The following is a 19,279-nucleotide window of genomic DNA, read 5'->3' as shown; positions in this document are numbered from 1 at the left end:
TATTGGATCTTTGAATAATTATTAAATCAATTACAAAACTAAATTACCAATGAGAAAAAAATTAAAAATTGTCATAACAGCAATTCTTATTTTATCCAGCACTTTATTTTTTGCGCAAAGTCACGAGATAAAAGGAACGATTACAAATGAAAACGGAAATCCTCTGGAGTTTGCTACAATCCTGATTAAAGGAACTCAAATTAATGCGTCAAGCGATGCTTTAGGAAAGTTTACGATTAATGCTTCAGCAAATAATCCAACACTTATTGTTTCGTTATTTGGATATCAAACCAAAGAAGTCGTTGCAAAGGATCATATTATCGAAGTACAATTGGCTTTAGAAAATAATAGTCTAGATGAAATTGTAGTCGTAGGAACTAGAAATCCTAATAAAAGCAAACTCGAAACAGCAGTTCCGGTTGATGTTGTAAACCTGGCAAAAATCAGAAATACAACACCACAAACTACCACAAATGATATTTTGACCTATTTGATTCCTTCTTTTAACTCTAACAGACAATCTTCTGCGGATGGAACGGAACATATCGATCCGGCTTCGTTAAGAGGCTTAGGCCCGGATCAGGTTTTGGTTTTGATTAACGGAAAAAGAAGACATACTACATCATTGGTAAATTATCAAAATACGGTAGGAAATGGTTCTGTTGGAACAGATTTAAGTGCGATTCCAGCTTCAGCAATCAAAAGAATTGAAGTTTTACGTGATGGTGCAGCAGCGCAATATGGCTCTGATGCGATTGCGGGTGTAATCAATCTGGTTTTAAAAGACAATGCCGGTTTAGAAGTAAACGCTACTTATGGTTCGACATCCAGAAATGATGGACAGACCACAAATGTAAACTTAAACTACGGAACAAAAATTGGTAACAAAGGTGGTTTTATCAACCTTTCGGCTGAATTTAATGATCGCCAGAAAACCAATCGTTCTCAAAATAATAACCTGATTATTTTTGATCAATCGGCTGAAGGTAATTTCTTCGCTTATGATTTTGCTGATAATCCGGCACAGTCACGCCAGATTGATGATAATCTATTGGCTCAAAATGGTTTGACTCGTGATGATTTTAATTTTCAGATTGGAGATGCAAAAATCCAGAATATTCAGGGATTTTTTAATTCATCGATTCCATTAAACGATCAAATTGAGTTTTATGCAAACGGAGGCGTAAGCCATAGAGAAGGTACAGGTTACGGTTTCAGACGTTTACCAAGTGAAACTGAAAATGTGGTGGCTTCTATTTTCCCTTTCGGATTTCAACCTGAATTGAATTCTGTTGTAACAGATCTTTCTTCTTCCGTTGGTTTTAAATTCAAATTTGGAGAATGGAAACTGGATGTGAGCAATACTATCGGTGAAAACAAATTTATTTATGATGTATCGAATACCAACAACGTTTCGTTAGGCGATAATGGCCAAACAGATTTTAAAGCGGGAAATCACTCTTTCCTGCAAAACACGGTAAATGCTGACATTTCGAGATTATATAAAGATATTTTTCATGGATTGAATGTGGCATTTGGAGGTGAATATCGTTTTGAAAAATACAAAATTGTTCCTGGCGAAGAAAACTCTTATATCAATGGCGGAGCACAATCATTCCCGGGATTTTCTCCTTTGAATGAAGTGAATGAGAACAGAAACAGCGTTGGAGTTTATGCTGATGTTGAGGCCGATATTACGGAGAAATTATTGATTGGCGTCGCAGGTCGTTACGAAGATTTTACTGATTTTGGAAATACAATTAACGGAAAATTATCTGCCAGATATAAAATCTTAGACAATCTATTTGTTCGTGGAGCGATTAGTTCTGGTTTTAGAGCGCCATCATTGCACCAGCAATACTTCAACAATATTGCCACCGATGCTGTTGACGGACAAATACTGAATTCGGGAATTTTTAGAAATGATAGCGATGTTGCTAAAGAGCTTGGAATTCCTAAACTAAAAGAAGAAACATCGAAAAACTACAGTTTTGGAATCGTTTATTCTCCAACAAAAAAATTACATATTACGGCTGATTACTATCACATTAGAATCGACAACCGAATCATCCTTACAGGAAACTTAGGAAATGATGCTTATGGAGATCCAGTTCCTGCGCTTCGTGATTTGTTTGCTCAATATGGCGCACAAACCGGACGTTTCTTTACCAATGCCATCAACACGACCACAAACGGAGTTGACGTTGTAATTGATTATGACATGAATGTTGGTCAGGGAAAAATGAATCTTTCGTTATTGTACAACTACAACGACAATAAAGTTGATGATCAGCTGAATAATATTCCGGCTTTATTCGTAGGACAGGAAGATGTATATTACGGGCCTCAGGAAAGAAGTCTGATCGAGACCAACACTCCTAAACACAAAGGGACTTTTGCCATTAATTACAGTTTAACAAAATGGAATTTCTTATTAAGAAATACTTATTTTGGAGAAGTAATTCGTGATGGTTTCCCTTTTGGAGGCATCCAGAAACACAACGGAAAAGTAGTTACAGATATGACTGTTGCTTATAAAATAACTCCAAAAATCCAGATTGCTTTGGGAGCCAACAACTTATTTGATATTTTCCCGGACAGACAAATTTACGAGAACAGTTATTACGGAGTTTTCAAATATGCACCTGTGCAAATGGGAACTACGGGAGCTTACTACTTTGGACGCATGAGTTTTACATTGTAACATATTGCCACAAAGACACCAAGTCGCAAAGAAATTTTAAAAAGTATAAAAAACAAAAACCGCCAAATCAGGCGGTTTTGTTATTAAAAAAACTTTGTCTCTTTGAGCCTTTGGGGCATAAATCGTTTGGTTGTAAATCTAAATAGCCATTTCAGGAATTTCGCCTTCAATAATTAAATCAGCTTCTGTCGAGGCGATGATATGCTCGACTGAAACACCTGGCGCGCGTTCTAAGAGCTTAAAACCCTTTTCAGTCACTTCGAGAACTGCTAATTCGGTTACAACCTTTTTAACGCATCCTACGCCTGTTAATGGTAAAGTGCATTTTTTTAAGATTTTAGATTCTCCTGCTTTATTGACGTGCATCATGGCCACAATGATATTTTCGGCGGAAGCCACCAAATCCATTGCGCCTCCCATTCCTTTTACCATTTTTCCCGGAATTTTCCAATTGGCAATATCACCGTTTTCAGCAACTTCCATCGCACCTAAAATCGTCAAGTCTACCTTCTGGCTGCGAATCATTCCAAAGCTAAAAGCCGAATCAAAGAAACTTGCTCCCGGCAACGTCGTAATGGTTTGCTTTCCTGCATTGATAATATCAGCATCTTCTTCTCCCGCAAAAGGAAAAGGCCCCATACCCAAAACGCCATTCTCGCTTTGAAATTCAACTGCTATATCTTCTCTAACGTAATTTGCTACCAAAGTCGGAATCCCGATGCCAAGATTAACAAAATAACGGTCTTTTACTTCTTTTGCAATTCGTTTTGCAATATCTTCTTTTGTCAACATAAGTACAATGTGTATGTTTGGAAATTAGATAATTAGATAATGCATTACTTTACGCAATAATCAATCAATTATCTAATTATCACATTTTCTAATTATCTAATTTGTTCTGTCTTTTTTGATGAAATAATCCCAGGTTACCTTTGTTATATCTGCAATTAATTTCTCTGTATCTTCTTGTTTTTCTGTGATATTTTTTAAATAAACGGATAGAATAAAATGTTTCCCGTTTGGGAGTTTTACAATTCCAATATCATTCATTGCCACTCTCAAATTATCATCGTTGGTTCCTGATATTCCTGTTCTGTGAGCCAGTTCGGTATTTTTAGGAAGTCCAGCTTTCATCCAAGTAAGACCTCTCGATGTTTCGACCATTATTTGGTACAGATACTTTGTAGTGCTTTCTTTTAGAATTTGTCCTTTAAAGAACTTTTCCAGTAACACTGTTGTTGCCAATGGAGTAGTTGTATTCACATAAAGATTTTCCCAGGTTCGCATTTGTTGCTCGTTTACTTTGATCACGAAATCTTTAATTCCTTGTTTATTGATGAATTTCTGAACTTCTTTTGTTCCTCCGAGTAAATCAATTAGAATGTCGCAACCATTATTATCGCTGTGCGAAATGGTATATCTTAATACTTTATCTAAAGTTAAATTCACATTCCCATCAGGATAATCTTCCCTCATTGGGCTCCAGGTATCTTCATGCAAATCTTTCTTTTTAATAAAAATTTCCTGTGTTAATGAAAGTTTTCCCTGATCGACTTTATCTAAAACCGTCAAGGCAATATGAAACTTAAAAACACTCATCATAGGAACTTTTAAGTTTCCGTTGATACTTAAAGTATCTTTATCTTCAATTCCCTTTATTGAAAGTCCAACTGTTGCATTTTTTGACGAAATGATTTGACTTAGTTGTTGTCGTAATTCATTGGTTGATTGCGCAAAAGTCGAAAAAGACAATAAGGAAAACAGAATAATATTAAAAAGCTTAGTCATAGTTTAATTTGTCTTTTTTTTAATGTGTCAATTAGTGAATTTGCTAATGAGATAATGACTCACTTCATGCAATTGAATAATGGAAAAATATTTTCAAAAAATACCTCATTATTTAGTCATTCACTTTATGTAATTAAACATAATGCTTTTATTATCAAGTGAATTACAAATAAATTGCAATTAAAGCAACATTGTTGCGCTACTTAATAATTATCTAATTATAATTAAGCTCTCTGCCTCACAGTTCTCTGCTCAATCCTTTTCTCAAATTTTTCTCCCTGAAAAATACGCTGTACCATAATTCCCGGAATATGAATTTGATTGGGATCTAAAGTACCAACGGGAACTAATTCTTCGACCTCAGCAATAGTAATTTTCGCAGCTCCAGCCATGCATGCATTGAAGTTCCTGGCGGTTCCTTTAAAAATAAGATTTCCGGCTTCGTCACCTTTCCAGGCTTTTACAATGGCGAAGTCAGCTTTGAAAGCTTGCTCCATGATGTGCATCTTTCCGTTGAATTCACGAACTTCTTTTCCTTCGGCAACTTCGGTTCCGTAACCTGCTGGTGTAAAAAAAGCGGGAATTCCGGCTTGTGCTGCACGACAACGCTCGGCTAAAGTTCCCTGAGGCGTCAATTCAACTTCAAGTTCTCCGGAAAGCATCTGGCGTTCGAACTCAGCATTTTCGCCTACATAAGACGAAATCATTTTTTTGATTTGTTTTTTCTGCAAAAGCAATCCCAAACCAAAATCATCAACCCCTGCATTGTTCGAAATACAAGTTAAATCTGAAACTGTTGTTTTTACTAATGCTGCTATAGTATTTTCAGGAATTCCGCATAAACCAAAACCACCGAACATAATGGTCATTCCGTTTTCTATTCCTTCTGTAGCCTCCTGAACGTTATTTACTTTTTTTGTAATCATAACAAATGGTCTTTATTACCGTATATTTTTGATAAAAATACCATTTTTAGATTAAATTATAACGATTTCGTAAAAAATAAAATCTACTTTTTAACCGCAAAGCCCGCAAAGGGAGAACCGCAAAGTTCGCAAAGTTTTTATAAATATACTTTGCGAACTTTGCGTATATCTTAGCGCTCTTTGCGGTAAAATTTCCCTCAATTCAAAAAAAAATCCTTTTGTGTTTTCTGAAATTCAGAAAATCACAAAAGGATAATTTTATATTTAAAAGAATTTAAATTACAGTTCGAATTCGTCTGTATTTTGTTCTGTTACAGTAGTATCTTTTACTTTTGGCGCACTATAACAATCTACTTTTATAGAAAGATTTTTTGGTCGCTCAAACTCTGATTTCGAAACCTGAAGTCCCGGATCTGCATAACAAAGTTTCATAAAATAACCCCAAATTGGCAATGCCGCAGTTGCACCTTGCCCGTAAGTTAGACTTTTAAAACGTGCCGAACGATCTTCGCAACCTACCCAAACACCGGTTACTAAATTAGGCACCATTCCCATAAACCAACCATCAGATTGGTTTTGAGTTGTTCCCGTTTTACCAGCAATCGGATTTTTGAACATATAAGGATAACCCGTCCATCGATTGTCTCCACTTCCACCGCCTTGCGTACGTAAACGTGCACCAGAACCGGTTTCTGTAACTCCCTGAAGCAATTTGATTACTGCAAAGGCAATATCTTTGTTTAATACATCATGAGATTCCGGAATTGGTTCGTAAATCACCTCTCCGCTTTTATTCTCAATTCGGCTTAAAAATTGTGGTTTTACATACACTCCCTGATTGGCAAATGTGCTGTAAGCAGCAACCATATCTTCAACCGTAATATCTACGGCACCAAGAGCAATAGAAGGCTGCGCCGGAATTTCGGTTTTAACCCCTAATTTATGCGTTAACTCAACTACAGCTTCCGGTCCTACACGATCGATTAATTTTGCAGAAATGGTATTGATTGAGTTGGCCAAACCTTGTTTTAAGGTAACCATTCCGCGATATCTGTTATCAGAGTTTCTTGGCTCCCAATCTGCAGTAACATTATGGCGCCCTTTGTGAATCATAAAAGGTCCGTCAAGAATAGAATCACAAGGAGACATATTCAATTGCTCAATTGCGGTTGCGTAAACAAAAGGCTTAAATGTAGAACCTACTTGTCTTGCTCCCTGTCCTACGTGATCGTATTGAAAATATTTATAATTGATTCCACCAACCCATGCTTTAATATTTCCGGTTTGAGGCTCCATTGCCATTAAACCAGATTGTAAAAAGTGTTTGAAATAACGGATAGAATCCATTGGAGTCATTGTAGTATCACGCTCACCTTTCCAGGTAAATATGCGCATTTTTGTTTTTACTTTGAATGAAGCAATGATATCATCTTCGCTTTTATCCAGATCTTTCATGATGGCCCAACGCGTTGAGTTTTTCATGGCCTGCATCATAAGTTTATCTGTTTCTGCCTTAGTGATATTTACAAATGGTGCGTTTTTATTATTTTTTTGTTCGATGAAAAATTGTTGTTGCAAATTTTTCATGTGCTCAGAAACCGCTTCTTCGGCATGTAACTGCATTCTTGAATCTATAGTAGTATAAATTTTTAAACCGTCTTTGTAAATATCATAATCAGAACCGTCCGGTTTTTTATTTTCGGCAACCCATTTTTTCATGTAATCACGAAGATATTCTCTGAAATAAGTAGCTGTTCCTTCACGGTGGCTTTCTAATTTGAATTTTAATGCAATTGGTAATGCCTTATACTTATTTTTTTGAGATTCAGTAATCATCTTGGCTTTTACCATTTGACCCAATACCACATCACGACGGTTTTTAACACCAACAGGGTTGCGCAACGGATTATAAAGAGATGAATTATTAAACATTCCAACCAATATTGCCGATTCGTCTATAGTTAAATCTTTAGGTTCTTTAGAAAAATAAGTTTGAGATGCCGAACTTACCCCAACAGCGTAATTTCCGAAATCATAAACGTTGCAGTACATTGCTAAAATCTCATTTTTGGTATATTGCCTTTCCAGACGAATGGCAATAATCCATTCTTTTATCTTTTGCACAATTCTAAAAGGTAAAAAGCTAGATCCTCCGCGATGAAATAATTGTTTTGCCAGCTGCTGTGTCAGGGTACTGGCTCCTCCGTTGGTTCCCAGTGAAAAAGCAGCACGTAAAGTTCCACGTCCATCAATTCCTGAATGTTCATAAAAACGGGCATCTTCGGTTGCAACCAAAGCATCCACAAGGTTTTTTGGTAAATCTGAATATTTAAGTTGTGATCTGTTGGTTTTAAAATATTTACCAATCACTACACCATCAGATGAAATAATTTCTGTTGCCAAATTAGAATCCGGATTTTCTAAATCTTCAAAAGAAGGCATCGATCCGAATAATCCCCAAGAGGCAAATAAAAAGAAAGCTAAAATACCCAACAAGGTATATGCAAAAACTCTCCAGAATTTCTTTTTATAGTAGTTAATATCTTTATTACTATTAGGTTGCTTGTTTTTCTTAATGGCCATATAACTATTTTTCTAATCTTTTTGTTCTATTCTAAAACCTACGTCTGTAATACCATCTAACTCCTGAACACCAGGGATTTTTCCTGATTCCCTAACGGCTTGTTTGATGTGAACTTTATACTTTCCTTTAAACTTTACATCTTCTTTGTAATAAAGTTTACTTTCTTTTATATCCGTAAAACCGTTACCTAACAAGGTTCCGTCGGGTTTTGCCATTTCATATTCTAAAGTATCTACTTTAGTGAAACCGCTTGGCGTTTCTATAGCCACAATTAAAAACAAATTTTTGAATGGATAATTGTTGTTGTCCCTCAAATTTATAAACAAATTGTATTTTTTGGTTGAATCTAAAACTGGCAGATCAAAAGTTACAATACTGTCTTTGTTCCAGGCACTTCCAACAGATTTGTACTCATCAAATACTCTTTTTTTATCACAAGAAAAAAGCAGTATTCCTACCAAAAGAAGAATAGCACTATTTTTTATTCTCATTTTTAGTAATAATTATAGGTTTTCTAGGTTCAGCCGGTTTATTCTCGTTTGCATTGTTAGGTTTATTCGGCTTGTTATTATTCGGTTTGTTTCCTTTGTTTGGATTATTCCCTTTATTTTGATTTCCTGCTGCAGGTTTATTTTGATTTGAAACTGCCTGAGGTTTGTTTGGAGTAGCCACAATCGCTGCTTCGGCATTTGGTTTGCGTTTGCGATTTGGTTTTTTCTTTCTCTTTGGCTGATCAAAACGAGTCAAACTTTCCTGACCCATTGCATTATTAAAGTCTTTTTCAGGTTCTGAAACTACTTCAATAGCAAAATCTTCAAGTGAAGAGACTTTATTTTTTTGTTTATTCTCGGCAATAATTTCTTTTACCTGATCAATTTTTAAAACATGCCAGTTTGCAAAATTATTCGTGTAAGCAAACCACATTAATCCTTTAAAAATATCCTGTTTCTGGCAGATAGCATCTCCTTTTTCAGTCACTAATTTAGTGTCGTAATCCGGAAAATCTTTTAATGCATCCATGTAAGTGTCAAGCTCATAATTCAAGCAACACTTTAATTTACCGCATTGTCCGGCTAATTTTTGAGGATTTAAAGAAAGTTGTTGGTAACGCGCTGCAGATGTATTTACACTTCTAAAATCTGTTAACCAGGTTGAACAGCATAATTCTCTTCCACAAGAACCAATTCCGCCTAAACGAGCTGCTTCCTGACGGAAACCAACTTGTTTCATTTCGACTCTTGTACTGAATTCTTTTGCAAAATCCTTAATTAAAAGTCTAAAATCGACTCTGTCATTTGCTGTGTAGTAAAATGTAGCTTTTGAGCCATCTCCCTGAAATTCAATATCAGATATTTTCATTTCAAGTTTATGCTGAATAGCTAATTCACGTGCACGAACCTTCATTGGTTCTTCGCGATCACGTGCTACAGACCAAATATCAATGTCTTTTTGAGACGCTTTTCTGTAAATTTTAGGTACTTCGTTACTTTCGTGGTTAACACCTTTTTTCTTCATTTGAATTTTTACCAATTCGCCTGTCAGAGTAACAATACCAATATCATGTCCCGGTGAAGCAACAGTCGCTACAATATCACCAATACTTAAAGTTAATTTTTCTGAATTTCTAAAAAATTCCTTGCGTCCGTTTTTAAAACGAACCTCAACACAGTCAAAAATAGCCTCTCCATTAGACGGACTCATGTTCGCGAGCCAGTCAAAAACCGTCAGTTTATTGCAGCTATCGGTGCCGCAAGTCCCATTATTTTTACAACCTTTTGGCGCACCGCCATCTGAGGTTGAACAACTTGTACATGCCATAATTATATATGTAGTGTTGCAAAAAAGCAACTTAAGTTCATAAATGTTTGATCGGTAAAGATAGTATTTTTTTTAGTTTGCTTTTTATGGATAAAATCTAAAGGCTTGTTAAATAAAAAAAAACGCTTTTTCTTGTGATAAATAGCTTTTTAGAGAACATTTCCCAGTTAAATATGACTACAATTACAGCTGCAACCTCCTTTAAAAAAAAACTTATTCTTGTTATTTTATGTCTTAAAGCGCACTTCAAATTTAGTTTTTTAAACTATATTCCAATTTTTCACTTTTTTAATCGTTATACTTTTTTTCCAAAAAAACACACACGAATAATAATTTAAGTTTTATCTTTCATTTATTAATTTTTTTAATATGTCTACACAAAACAAAATAGAAGAATACATTTTTCAAGGAAATTTGGATGCTGCCAGAGAATCTCTTAAAAACGGGGAATCATTTTCTGAACAATACCTCAAAAACAATTTTTCTCAAATAACCTCCATAATATGTAACGCAAAAGCAATTGATTTAGCAGAGGCTCTAATAAATGCCGGTTTTATTGAAACCGATATCTATGAAATGGACAGTTTTGACAAATCTATTTTTAGTACTATTACCCGAAATTTAAAGGATGACGAAGAATCACTTTCTTTTTTTAAAGAATTAATGTCAAAAATAGACAATCTTAATGATGAAATAAGCGATCAGACTTTACTGCGATACTTTCTTGAGAAAGGTACTCCTCCAAAAATCATAAAAATTTTGATTGATGATTTTGGAGCTGATACTCAGTATAAAAACAACGCTGGAGAAAACCTTATTTACTCGGTTATAAATACATATGGTCTAGAAACAGAGAAAACAAAAGACTATATTTCTTTGCTTATTGAAAATGGTGTTGATATTAACGAAAAAAACATTGTTGGAACTACTCCACTAATGTGTGCCGTCAAAAAAAGCAAAAAAGAACTTTTACCTTTTTTACTTGAAAATGGTGCCGATGCCAACGAAACAGACAATCTTAACAATACTGCTTTTTATTATGCTGTCGCAGAACAGTGTTCTTATGAAATGTATGATCTTTTAGCCGCTGCTGCCACGCCTGATTTTAGTATCATTAACAAAGACCAAAGAACCTTATTTACAGAATTCATTCGATCAATGTCGGATTCTGAAAGCAGCTTAAAATTTCTGGAACGATTATTATCAGATGGTGCCGATCTAAATTTCTGTGCGCAATATTACGGAAAACAAAAATCAGGATTGGATTATCTCGCAGAAAAAAAAGCCGGAATTCTAAAATTTGCATTAGACAATTCGTCAATTGACATCAATGAACAAGACAATGAAGGCAACACTTTATTGCATAAAGTGTGTCTTTTTGATGTAAATTATGATGCCGAAGCTGCAAAAGAAACTTATAGAAAAGTAAAATTATTACTTGAAAACGGTGCCGATAAAGACATTACGAACGACAAAGATGAAACAGCCCTTATGATTGCTTCCGGAGATAACCTGAAAATAAAAACGGTCGAACTTTTAATGAAATCCTAATAACAAAATTTACATAAAAAACAGCAAGATATGTCAATGTCATTTATAATTGCCTGCGAAAACGGCAACAGAAAGATAGCCGAATTACTGCTTCAGAATAAAGAAGTTGATGTAAAATATACCGACGAAAAAGGGAGAACAGCTTTGCATTACGCCGCTCACAGAGGATATTTGGATATTGTAAAAATACTCTGTGAAGATGGTGCAGATATAAATTACGAAGATCATGACGGAGAAACTCCACTGTATTTTGCCTGCCTGCAAAAACAGAAACAAACTGCTTTGTATCTTTTAGAAAATGGCGCGGAAACTACTAAAAATGACAAATACGGAAATAGTCTTTTGCATTTAGTTGTTCAGACCGCGCAAATCGAAATTGCAACAAAGTTGCTTGAAGCAGGAATTGATGTTAATTTACTGAATAACAATGGAGAAACTCCAATTTTATTGGCTTCGACAAAATTAAACAGAGAAATTATTCAACTGCTTTTAGATAAGGGTGCTGATATTAATGTCACCGATAAACAAGGAAACACACCTTTACTGCATGCCTGTTATACTAAATCGATCCCGATGGTGACAATGCTTCTGGATAATGGTGCAAATATTAATCATACGAATCATGCGGGAGAAAATGCACTTTTAATTGCTTGTTATGAAACGAACAGAATGCTTGCTAAACTTTTAGTAGAAAGAGGTGCTGATGTATTCACATCCAACAATAACGGCTATTCTCCTATTTGGTACGCTTGCGCGAATAATCAGAAGGAAATTGTCTCTTTATTTTTAGAAAATGGAGTGGATGTTAACTACAGCAAACCTTTGGATAGCGACACTTCTTCTATGAATGATTATCTTGATTGGATTGTTAGTGCTACAAATATTGCTAATGAATCTAGTTTTACACTTAACAGCAGTTATACTTATGGTGGAGAAAGCCTTCTACATGTTGCTACAAAAAAAGGCAATTTAAGCATGGTAAAATTGTTAATCGAAGCCGGTGCAAATATCAATATTCAGGATGAATCCGGGAACACACCTTTGCATTACACTGCAGCCAATGGAAAAAAAGATGTTGTTAAATATTTACTTGAAAATAAGGCAGACGCTTCTATCGTAAATATAAAAGAACAAAAGGCAATTGATTATTCGAATGTAAAAGGCTTTAATGAAATTACAGAATTGATTTTGAAATATGCTCCATCCGGAACCATAGTAACTCCAATTTATAAAGAAGAACCACAAAAAACAGATTCAGTAAGTTCTATCGAAGGAAAGAAAAAGGCATTATTAGATTTGAAAGAACTTTTGGATGCGGGAATTTTAACTTCTGAAGAATTTGAGGCCGAGAAAAGTAAAATTTTAAAAGGATAAATAACAAACAAACTTAAAAAATGAAAAAGACATTAAATAATTCCATCATATTATTAGTACTAATCGTTACAAGTATATTTTTAACCTCTTGTACAAACCTTTCCCCAGAAAAAACTTTTGAAGTAGCCGCGCTAAATTCGAATTTATTATCCCGTTTTGGAAGCAAGGATATTAATTTTAAGTTAGAATCTGAACCACAGATTTATGATGAAACTCAAAAAAAAATGATTCCATCTTCATATTACGATTATTTTAAATTTGATATTACCAATTTAGAAACTCAATTTAAAAAAATTAAAGAAATAAAGGAAGATGATGACAATCGGGAACTTCTTCAGGCATCAAAAGATTTATTCTCTTATGCAATTACTAAAGAAAAAGAAGGCTATCTGCCAATTGCGAAAATGAAGGATGAAAAAGCATCACCTGAACAAATAGAAAAAGCAATTGCAGATTTTGACGCCGCAACTCAAAGTGAAATTGATAATAAGTTTACAAAATTGATGAATGTCGCAAAAGCATATGTCGCAAAGCATAACATCAATGCTAAAATCGGCATTTAATAAGAAAGTTTCAAAGACAAAACAATCCCTATTTTGTAATAATGCAAAATAGGGATTGTTTTTCATCTGAAAATGAAGATGACGGAGTTTATTTTGCGCCGGACCTAGGCGTTGAAATAATCAAAGGAAAACTTTTTATACATTATGCCCACGGAAGATATGGATATTGGAGATATCTGTTTAGACTTCAAAATTCAGATCTTGAACTTATTGGCTACGATTCAAGCAGCAATCACGGACCTACAGTACTTACAGAAACGAGTATAAATTTTTTAACCAGAAGAAAAATAGTAAATGAAAACACAAACCCGAATATCGATAAACCTGAGATATTTGAAAAGAAGGAAGCAAAAATCAATAAAACAAAACTATTCAAATTATCTGAAATAGAAGATTTTGATAAGCTTGAAGTTTCAGAAGACTAAATAGAAAATCATTTACATAATATACCAAATATGAAACTAAAAACTTCTTTACTCCTTTTTGTTTGCGTAGCATTTTATAGTGCAAACGCTCAAAAAGCTTATATTATAAACGATTTCATGAAAGGCTATACTTTGTATTTTGCGCAACAAACCGTAAAGTCTGAAATAAGAGAATATTATAAAATTACAGAAAATCAAAGTAAAAAAATTGTACTCGAATATGGTGCAAAAGAATTGTCTAAACATCAAATAAGCAAAACAGCCAGGACAGTTGCATTTAAAAGCATTACGGACAAAAATATTCGTGTATTAGGCGATGTGAATTTTGATGGCAGGCCTGATGTTGTTATTCATGAAACCGAAGCGATAGATGATGGGTGTTATACTCCGCAGGCAACAGCACACATTTATGTTAATACCCCAACCTCTTTTATATCCAGTCAAAGTATTAGCGATGTTTATAATGGTGCCAATTGTATGCGCGGAGGCTCATTTGACATTGACACTAAAAACAAGCGACTTATCACAACGAGTCTTGGAGGAGCTGCTCTTCATGGCATCGAACACTATAGTGTTTCTGGCACCGAAGCCAAACTTTTGTCAAGCTTTGAAGAAGACGGATTTACTCAGACGCCTTTTTATAAAATAACAGGAAAGAAATGGGAAAAGAACAAATATGTCCCTTTTGCTTCTTTATCTGTTTACGAACCTGACTTGGATAAATTGCTTGTCTTTGATACAAAAAATCATAAAGGACGTATACTACTTTTTAAAGTAGATAACGTTTTATATTATGCTTTCCGACAAAATGATGAATACAAATTTGTTTCTTTTGCACATCCGGTGAGTCCGGAAAAAGCAAATAAAGCAGTATTCAAATTTAGAAAACAAAGTACCGGTAACGAATTGGAGTTTAACAGCGGTAATATTAAATATACAATATACGAAACGCCAAATTCAGTTGGAATTAAGATTAATGTAAACGGAAAAATATCTGACTGGCAAGGTATGGGCAAAAAAGGAACTTTGTATTCTTTGGCAAATGCTAAGTTTGTAAATCTTGTTAAAGAATAATTAGCTTGAAAAAAAACAAGAAGAGCCACAAATAATGTGGCTCTTTCAATTTATAATAAGCAAATAATCTAAGTCTCTTTAACTGTAATAATCTTTACCGGACAAGCTTTCGCAGCCAATTCAAAACTTTCAACGATTGTATGATTATTAGATTTCAATGTAAAAAATCCTTTTGCATCTTTCGAGTGAATCAATACCGATTTTCCGTCTTTTTTCGACATTTGAAAATGCACCGGATCCATTTCGACGCAATAATTACAGCCAATACATTTGTCTCTTTGTAAAGTTACGATAACCATTATGCTTCAACGATTTTATATAATTTATCAGACATTCTAATTCTAAAAGGTAATTTAAAAGTACAATCGTCACCTTTTGTAGCCTTTTCAGAAACCAAATCATTTACCATCATTTCGTCAATGATCATTTCCTGTGCTCCGGTACTTGGACCAGTAACTAAAATTTTATCTCCAATTTTAATATCGTAAGCTTCAATTGTAAATTGTCCCACTTCAGCTTTTGGGAAATAGTGTGTTCCTTTTCCAACATAAACCTTCTTCTGCGTTGCTGCAGATCCCGGAATATCACTCCACTCTCCTAATTCCTGACCTAAATAATAACCTGACCAAAAGCCGCGATTATAAACGGTGTTCAAAGCTTCCATCCAAACCGAAACCTTTTCTTTAGAGAATGTATTATCATAATAGGCATCAATAGCCTGACGATACGTTTTGATAACGGTTGCTACATATTCTGGCGCACGGCCACGTCCTTCGATTTTTAGAACCTGAATTCCAGAATCTATTACCTGATCTAAGAAATCCAGTGTACACAAATCTTTTGGCGACATCATATATTCGTTGTCCAATTCGATTTCAAAACCGGTTTCCTGATCGATCACTGTATATTTTTTGCGGCAATTTTGTTTACACGCACCACGATTAGCAGATGAATTATGCGAATGCAAACTCAAATAGCATTTACCCGAAACCGCCATACACAAAGCACCATGCCCGAAAATTTCGATTTCTACTAAATTTCCGCTTGGGCCTTTTATTTGTTCTTTCTCAATTTGACCTGTAATGCTTTTTACCTGACGCAAACTCAATTCACGGCTTAAAACCATGGTATCAGCAAACAAGCTATAGAATTTGATGGTTTCAATGTTTGTTACGTTCACTTGGGTCGAAATATGAACCTCCATACCAATTGTTCTTGCCATAGCAATCACTGCCTGATCTGAGGCAATTACAGCTGTAATACTGGCTTCTTTGGCTTTGTTCAGCAATGTTTTTACGACAGATAAATCATGGTCGTAAATTATGGTGTTTAAAGTAAGATAGCTTCGAACGTTTTTAGCTTCACAACGATTGGCGATTTCCTGCAAATCATCCATAGTGAAATTCACCGTTGAACGCGCGCGCATGTTAAGTTGTTCTACGCCAAAATAAACAGAATCCGCCCCATTATCTAAAGCCGCCTGAAGTGAATCAAAGCTCCCGGCAGGAGCCATAAGTTCGATTTTGTTGTTTGTTGTCATTTTTATTTATATTGTATTCCAATGGTTAAACCATTGATTATGTTATTTTGGTATGAATATTAATTGTGTTCCTGCGGTTGAAACTGCAGGCTATGTTTTTCATTTGTATGTGTGGTATTTCAAATATAACCCGTGGTTTCAACCACTGGGAACGTTCTGATGACTATCAATCTACACGATACAATAATCGTTATAGATATACATTGTTTCCCTGCGGTTGAAACCGCAGGCTATGTTTTTCCTCTTTATGTGTGGTATTTCAAATATAGCCCGTGGTTTCAACCACGGGGAACGTATTGATGTATTTTCATCGTACTCCAAATCTTTTTAGGTTAAACCAGACACACCAATAAAGATTCATTTCTCTCCCAATCCATGCAATTTTACAAAATCATCAAATTCATCTTGTCCATTTTTCTTAAGGTGATGGTGCTTTTGATTTTTAATGTAATTATAAACCACCTCTAACTGAGACTCACTAACTGAATAAGCCGTAAATCCTGTGTGCCAGGCAAATTTCTCAAGGATAAGTTCTTGTCTATTATAAAATGAGAAGAACTTCCTTTTATTTGCTTTACAATATCTGTGATAGTTTTTTGTGGATTTTGTATAAATAAAACATGCAGATGATCGGGCATTCCGTTTAGGATTCTAACAGGGCAACCGAGATCAATTAACTCTTCATAAATGAAATCATACAATTTTTTCTCAATTGAATCATCAATTAATTCCTGACGATTTTTAGTTGCCCAAATGTCATGAATCCATAGTTTGGTAAAGGATTGTGAAATCAATAAATTAGCATAAAATTTTTGCTAATTTACAATTTTATACAATTTATCTGACAAACGAATACGGAATGGAACCTCAAAAGTAACTCGATCTCCAATTTTAGCAGTAGTGGCTTGTGCTTCGTTGACGATCATTTTTTCTAAAATCAATTCCTGATTTCCTGTAGTAGGTCCTGAAATTAAGATTTTATCACCAGTATTTAATTCGTGGTTTTCTATAGTAAAAAGACCAACTTGCGCTTTTACATAATAGTGTTCCGCTTTACCAAGAAGTACTTTCTTTACTTTTATTTTTTGACGAATGTCTAGTGGCTTTTCGGCTGTAGCCAAAGAAGTATTGGGTAGTTCACCAGAATGTTTAAATTTCAAACTATCTGATTTTCCTTTTCTAAAAACTTTATTTCCAACTTGTTTTCCGGTTCTTAAACGAACCTGATCAACAAGAGGCATATGTATGATATCCAGACATTCTGTAGAACAGCAGTTTTCCATTGCAGCCTTACATTCATCACATTGGATAAACAACAAATGACAGCCGTCGTTTTCGCAATTGGTGTGATTGTCGCAAGGTTTGCCGCATTGATGACATTGAGAGATAATATCATCGGTGATTCTTTCGCCAAGACGATTATCGAATACGAAGTTTTTTCCAATAAATTTACTTTCAATACCTTCTGCTTCAATTTGTTTGGCGTAATTAATGATTCCGCCTTCTAACTGAAAAACATTTTTAAAGCCTTGGTGTTTAAAATACGCACTAGCTTTTTCGCAACGAATTCCTCCGGTACAATACATTACAAGATTTTTATCTTCTTTATGGTTCTGAAGCTGGTCGTTGATTATAGGTAAACTTTCTCTAAACGTTTCAACGTCTGGTGTGATGGCACCTTTAAAATGCCCTACTTCACTTTCGTAGTGATTTCTAAAATCTACTACAATTGTATTGGGATCATCAAGGATTTCATTGAATTCTTTGGCTTTCAGGTGAACTCCTATATCGGTTACATCAAAAGTTTCATCGTTTAAACCGTCAGCAACGATTTTATCACGAACTTTAATTGTCAATTTTAAAAAGGAATGATCATCATGTTCTACAGCTTCGTTCAATCGTATGCCTTTCATGAAATCATAAACTTCAAGAGTGGCTCTAAAAGCTTCCAAATTATCTTCAGGAATACTCATTTGAGCATTTATTCCTTCGGTAGCAACGTAAATTCGGCCTAAAGCATCGAGCTTATTCCAGGCTAAAAATAAATCATCGCGAAATTTTTTGGGATCTTGAATTTTGGCATACGCATAGAAAGACAACGTTAGTCGTTGTTTACCGGCATCATCGATCATGATGGCTCTTTCTTCTGCGCTTAAAGTGTTGTACAGTTGCATGCTATAAACAGTTTTTAAGTTTAGAAATTATTTTTTGAGGTGCAAAGGTATGAAAAAGCTTCAAAGGTGCAAGGGTTCTGAGATACTAAGTTGCTAAGGTTCTAAGCTTTTTAAATGGAATTAGTAAAAAACAAAAAAGCACTAAATTAATAGTGCTTTTTAAAATCTTTGTACCTCTGTAACCTTTGTCGCTCTGAACCTAAACCTTAGAACCTCAGCAACTCAGAACCTTAGCAACTTAAAAATTAACAAAATTCGTTAAACGCGTCTTGCAAGTTCTCAGCGATTAATTCAGCTGGGCGACCTTCGATGTGGTGACGCTCTAACATGTGAACCAATTCTCCGTTTTTGAACAAAGCCATAGATGGCGATGATGGAGGAAAAGGAAACATATGTTGTCTTGCAGCATCTACAGCTTCTTTGTCTACACCTGCAAAAACAGTAATTAAGTGATCTGGTTTTTTAGCTCCTTCTAAACTCATTTTTGCTCCCGGACGTGCGTTTCTTGCAGCACAACCACAAACAGAGTTTACAACAACTAAAGTGGTACCTTCGGCTTTGATAGCGTTATCTACAGCGTCAGCACTATGTAAATCTTGAAAACCAGCAGCAGTCAATTCAGCTTGCATTGGTTTTACCATTTCTTCTGGATACATATCTCTTTATTTTAAATTTTACTTTTGATCTGCAAAGTTACGAAGTTTAGCGGCAACTAGTTAATTTGAAGTATAAAGTTTTGTTATAGTTCGATTGAAAAA

General features: G+C 34.8%; 16 protein-coding genes and 1 pseudogene. 6 read left to right on the top strand and 11 right to left on the bottom strand.

From position 1 onward, the window contains the following. The first annotated feature begins 49 nt into the window (after positions 1–49). A complete protein-coding gene (locus tag FLP_RS23390) occupies positions 50–2,704 on the top strand; it encodes a TonB-dependent receptor (protein ID WP_065451889.1) in 2,655 nt (884 codons plus the stop codon). Between the two features lie 138 nt (positions 2,705–2,842). Here the strand turns inward: FLP_RS23390 and FLP_RS23385 are convergent, their stop codons facing one another. The 6 genes from FLP_RS23385 to FLP_RS23360 all read right to left on the bottom strand — a co-directional run bounded on the left by FLP_RS23385 (position 2,843) and on the right by FLP_RS23360 (position 9,820). Then, positions 2,843–3,496: a 3-oxoacid CoA-transferase subunit B gene (locus FLP_RS23385; RefSeq protein ID WP_065451888.1), complete on the bottom strand. Its 654-nt coding sequence runs from the start codon at positions 3,494–3,496 to the stop codon at positions 2,843–2,845. A gap of 96 nt (positions 3,497–3,592) precedes the next feature. Continuing rightward, entirely contained in the window at positions 3,593–4,492 is a 900-nt protein-coding gene (gene bla / locus FLP_RS23380; protein ID WP_065451887.1) for a class A beta-lactamase, subclass A2, read from the bottom strand. A 224-nt stretch (positions 4,493–4,716) separates the two neighbouring features. Then, positions 4,717–5,418: a CoA transferase subunit A gene (locus FLP_RS23375; RefSeq protein ID WP_065451886.1), complete on the bottom strand. Its 702-nt coding sequence runs from the start codon at positions 5,416–5,418 to the stop codon at positions 4,717–4,719. A gap of 279 nt (positions 5,419–5,697) precedes the next feature. Further along, positions 5,698–8,001 (bottom strand): penicillin-binding protein 1A, encoded by a 2,304-nt coding sequence (locus FLP_RS23370; protein ID WP_065451885.1) that lies wholly within the window; start codon positions 7,999–8,001, stop codon positions 5,698–5,700. Between the two features lie 12 nt (positions 8,002–8,013). Further along, positions 8,014–8,493, bottom strand: a complete 480-nt coding sequence (locus FLP_RS23365) for a gliding motility lipoprotein GldH (protein WP_065451884.1) — start codon at positions 8,491–8,493, stop codon at positions 8,014–8,016. Next, positions 8,477–9,820, bottom strand: a complete 1,344-nt coding sequence (locus FLP_RS23360; protein ID WP_065451883.1) for a PSP1 domain-containing protein — start codon at positions 9,818–9,820, stop codon at positions 8,477–8,479. Before FLP_RS23360 ends, FLP_RS23365 begins: the two co-directional genes overlap by 17 nt. Positions 9,821–10,189: 369 nt before the next feature. On the opposite strand from FLP_RS23360, the gene FLP_RS23355 reads away from it, so the two are divergent. Genes FLP_RS23355 through FLP_RS23335 form a run of 5 tightly spaced genes read left to right on the top strand, consistent with a single transcriptional unit; the run spans position 10,190 to position 14,807 of the window. Beyond that, positions 10,190–11,371: an ankyrin repeat domain-containing protein gene (locus tag FLP_RS23355; RefSeq protein ID WP_065451882.1), complete on the top strand. Its 1,182-nt coding sequence runs from the start codon at positions 10,190–10,192 to the stop codon at positions 11,369–11,371. Positions 11,372–11,401: 30 nt separating this feature from the next. Continuing rightward, positions 11,402–12,745 carry an ankyrin repeat domain-containing protein gene (locus FLP_RS23350; RefSeq protein ID WP_065451881.1) on the top strand — a complete coding sequence of 448 codons (1,344 nt, stop codon included), beginning with the start codon at positions 11,402–11,404 and terminating at the stop codon, positions 12,743–12,745. A gap of 20 nt (positions 12,746–12,765) precedes the next feature. Continuing rightward, a complete protein-coding gene (locus tag FLP_RS23345) occupies positions 12,766–13,308 on the top strand; it encodes a BAR domain-containing protein (protein ID WP_065451880.1) in 543 nt (180 codons plus the stop codon). A 41-nt stretch (positions 13,309–13,349) separates the two neighbouring features. Beyond that, a complete protein-coding gene (locus tag FLP_RS23340) occupies positions 13,350–13,733 on the top strand; it encodes a hypothetical protein (RefSeq protein WP_065451879.1) in 384 nt (127 codons plus the stop codon). A 30-nt stretch (positions 13,734–13,763) separates the two neighbouring features. Then, positions 13,764–14,807, top strand: a complete 1,044-nt coding sequence (locus FLP_RS23335; protein ID WP_065451878.1) for an XAC2610-related protein — start codon at positions 13,764–13,766, stop codon at positions 14,805–14,807. Between the two features lie 68 nt (positions 14,808–14,875). Here the strand turns inward: FLP_RS23335 and FLP_RS23330 are convergent, their stop codons facing one another. From FLP_RS23330 to FLP_RS23310, 5 genes and pseudogenes are all read right to left on the bottom strand, one after another. After that, positions 14,876–15,106 carry a ferredoxin gene (locus FLP_RS23330; protein ID WP_065451877.1) on the bottom strand — a complete coding sequence of 77 codons (231 nt, stop codon included), beginning with the start codon at positions 15,104–15,106 and terminating at the stop codon, positions 14,876–14,878. After that, a complete protein-coding gene (locus tag FLP_RS23325) occupies positions 15,106–16,347 on the bottom strand; it encodes a peptidase U32 family protein (protein WP_065451876.1) in 1,242 nt (413 codons plus the stop codon). Before FLP_RS23325 ends, FLP_RS23330 begins: the two co-directional genes overlap by 1 nt. 357 nt (positions 16,348–16,704) lie before the next feature. Beyond that, a pseudogene (tnpA, locus tag FLP_RS23320) lies at positions 16,705–17,138 on the bottom strand (IS200/IS605 family transposase). Between the two features lie 24 nt (positions 17,139–17,162). Beyond that, positions 17,163–18,521 carry an oxygen-dependent tRNA uridine(34) hydroxylase TrhO gene (gene trhO / locus FLP_RS23315; protein ID WP_065451875.1) on the bottom strand — a complete coding sequence of 453 codons (1,359 nt, stop codon included), beginning with the start codon at positions 18,519–18,521 and terminating at the stop codon, positions 17,163–17,165. Between the two features lie 245 nt (positions 18,522–18,766). Beyond that, positions 18,767–19,177, bottom strand: coding sequence for a BrxA/BrxB family bacilliredoxin (locus FLP_RS23310; protein WP_026982321.1), 411 nt, complete (start codon positions 19,175–19,177; stop codon positions 18,767–18,769). Positions 19,178–19,279 lie beyond the last annotated feature (102 nt).

It is taken from the genome of Flavobacterium piscis (assembly GCF_001686925.1).
GTDB classification, from domain to species: domain Bacteria; phylum Bacteroidota; class Bacteroidia; order Flavobacteriales; family Flavobacteriaceae; genus Flavobacterium; species Flavobacterium piscis.
Note: the sequence above shows the minus strand (reverse complement) of the source record. Positions and strands in the feature narration are given on the sequence as shown.

What these genes read in the sequence shown, in the direction of transcription:
- FLP_RS23390 (WP_065451889.1), top strand. Translation starts at nt 50, where the DNA reads ATGAGAAAAAAATTAAAAATTGTCATAACAGCAATTCTTATTTTATCC.
- FLP_RS23385 (WP_065451888.1), bottom strand. Translation starts at nt 3,496, where the DNA reads ATGTTGACAAAAGAAGATATTGCAAAACGAATTGCAAAAGAAGTAAAA.
- bla (WP_065451887.1), bottom strand. Translation starts at nt 4,492, where the DNA reads ATGACTAAGCTTTTTAATATTATTCTGTTTTCCTTATTGTCTTTTTCG.
- FLP_RS23375 (WP_065451886.1), bottom strand. Translation starts at nt 5,418, where the DNA reads ATGATTACAAAAAAAGTAAATAACGTTCAGGAGGCTACAGAAGGAATA.
- FLP_RS23370 (WP_065451885.1), bottom strand. Translation starts at nt 8,001, where the DNA reads ATGGCCATTAAGAAAAACAAGCAACCTAATAGTAATAAAGATATTAAC.
- FLP_RS23365 (WP_065451884.1), bottom strand. Translation starts at nt 8,493, where the DNA reads ATGAGAATAAAAAATAGTGCTATTCTTCTTTTGGTAGGAATACTGCTT.
- FLP_RS23360 (WP_065451883.1), bottom strand. Translation starts at nt 9,820, where the DNA reads ATGGCATGTACAAGTTGTTCAACCTCAGATGGCGGTGCGCCAAAAGGT.
- FLP_RS23355 (WP_065451882.1), top strand. Translation starts at nt 10,190, where the DNA reads ATGTCTACACAAAACAAAATAGAAGAATACATTTTTCAAGGAAATTTG.
- FLP_RS23350 (WP_065451881.1), top strand. Translation starts at nt 11,402, where the DNA reads ATGTCAATGTCATTTATAATTGCCTGCGAAAACGGCAACAGAAAGATA.
- FLP_RS23345 (WP_065451880.1), top strand. Translation starts at nt 12,766, where the DNA reads ATGAAAAAGACATTAAATAATTCCATCATATTATTAGTACTAATCGTT.
- FLP_RS23340 (WP_065451879.1), top strand. Translation starts at nt 13,350, where the DNA reads ATGCAAAATAGGGATTGTTTTTCATCTGAAAATGAAGATGACGGAGTT.
- FLP_RS23335 (WP_065451878.1), top strand. Translation starts at nt 13,764, where the DNA reads ATGAAACTAAAAACTTCTTTACTCCTTTTTGTTTGCGTAGCATTTTAT.
- FLP_RS23330 (WP_065451877.1), bottom strand. Translation starts at nt 15,106, where the DNA reads ATGGTTATCGTAACTTTACAAAGAGACAAATGTATTGGCTGTAATTAT.
- FLP_RS23325 (WP_065451876.1), bottom strand. Translation starts at nt 16,347, where the DNA reads ATGACAACAAACAACAAAATCGAACTTATGGCTCCTGCCGGGAGCTTT.
- trhO (WP_065451875.1), bottom strand. Translation starts at nt 18,521, where the DNA reads ATGCAACTGTACAACACTTTAAGCGCAGAAGAAAGAGCCATCATGATC.
- FLP_RS23310 (WP_026982321.1), bottom strand. Translation starts at nt 19,177, where the DNA reads ATGTATCCAGAAGAAATGGTAAAACCAATGCAAGCTGAATTGACTGCT.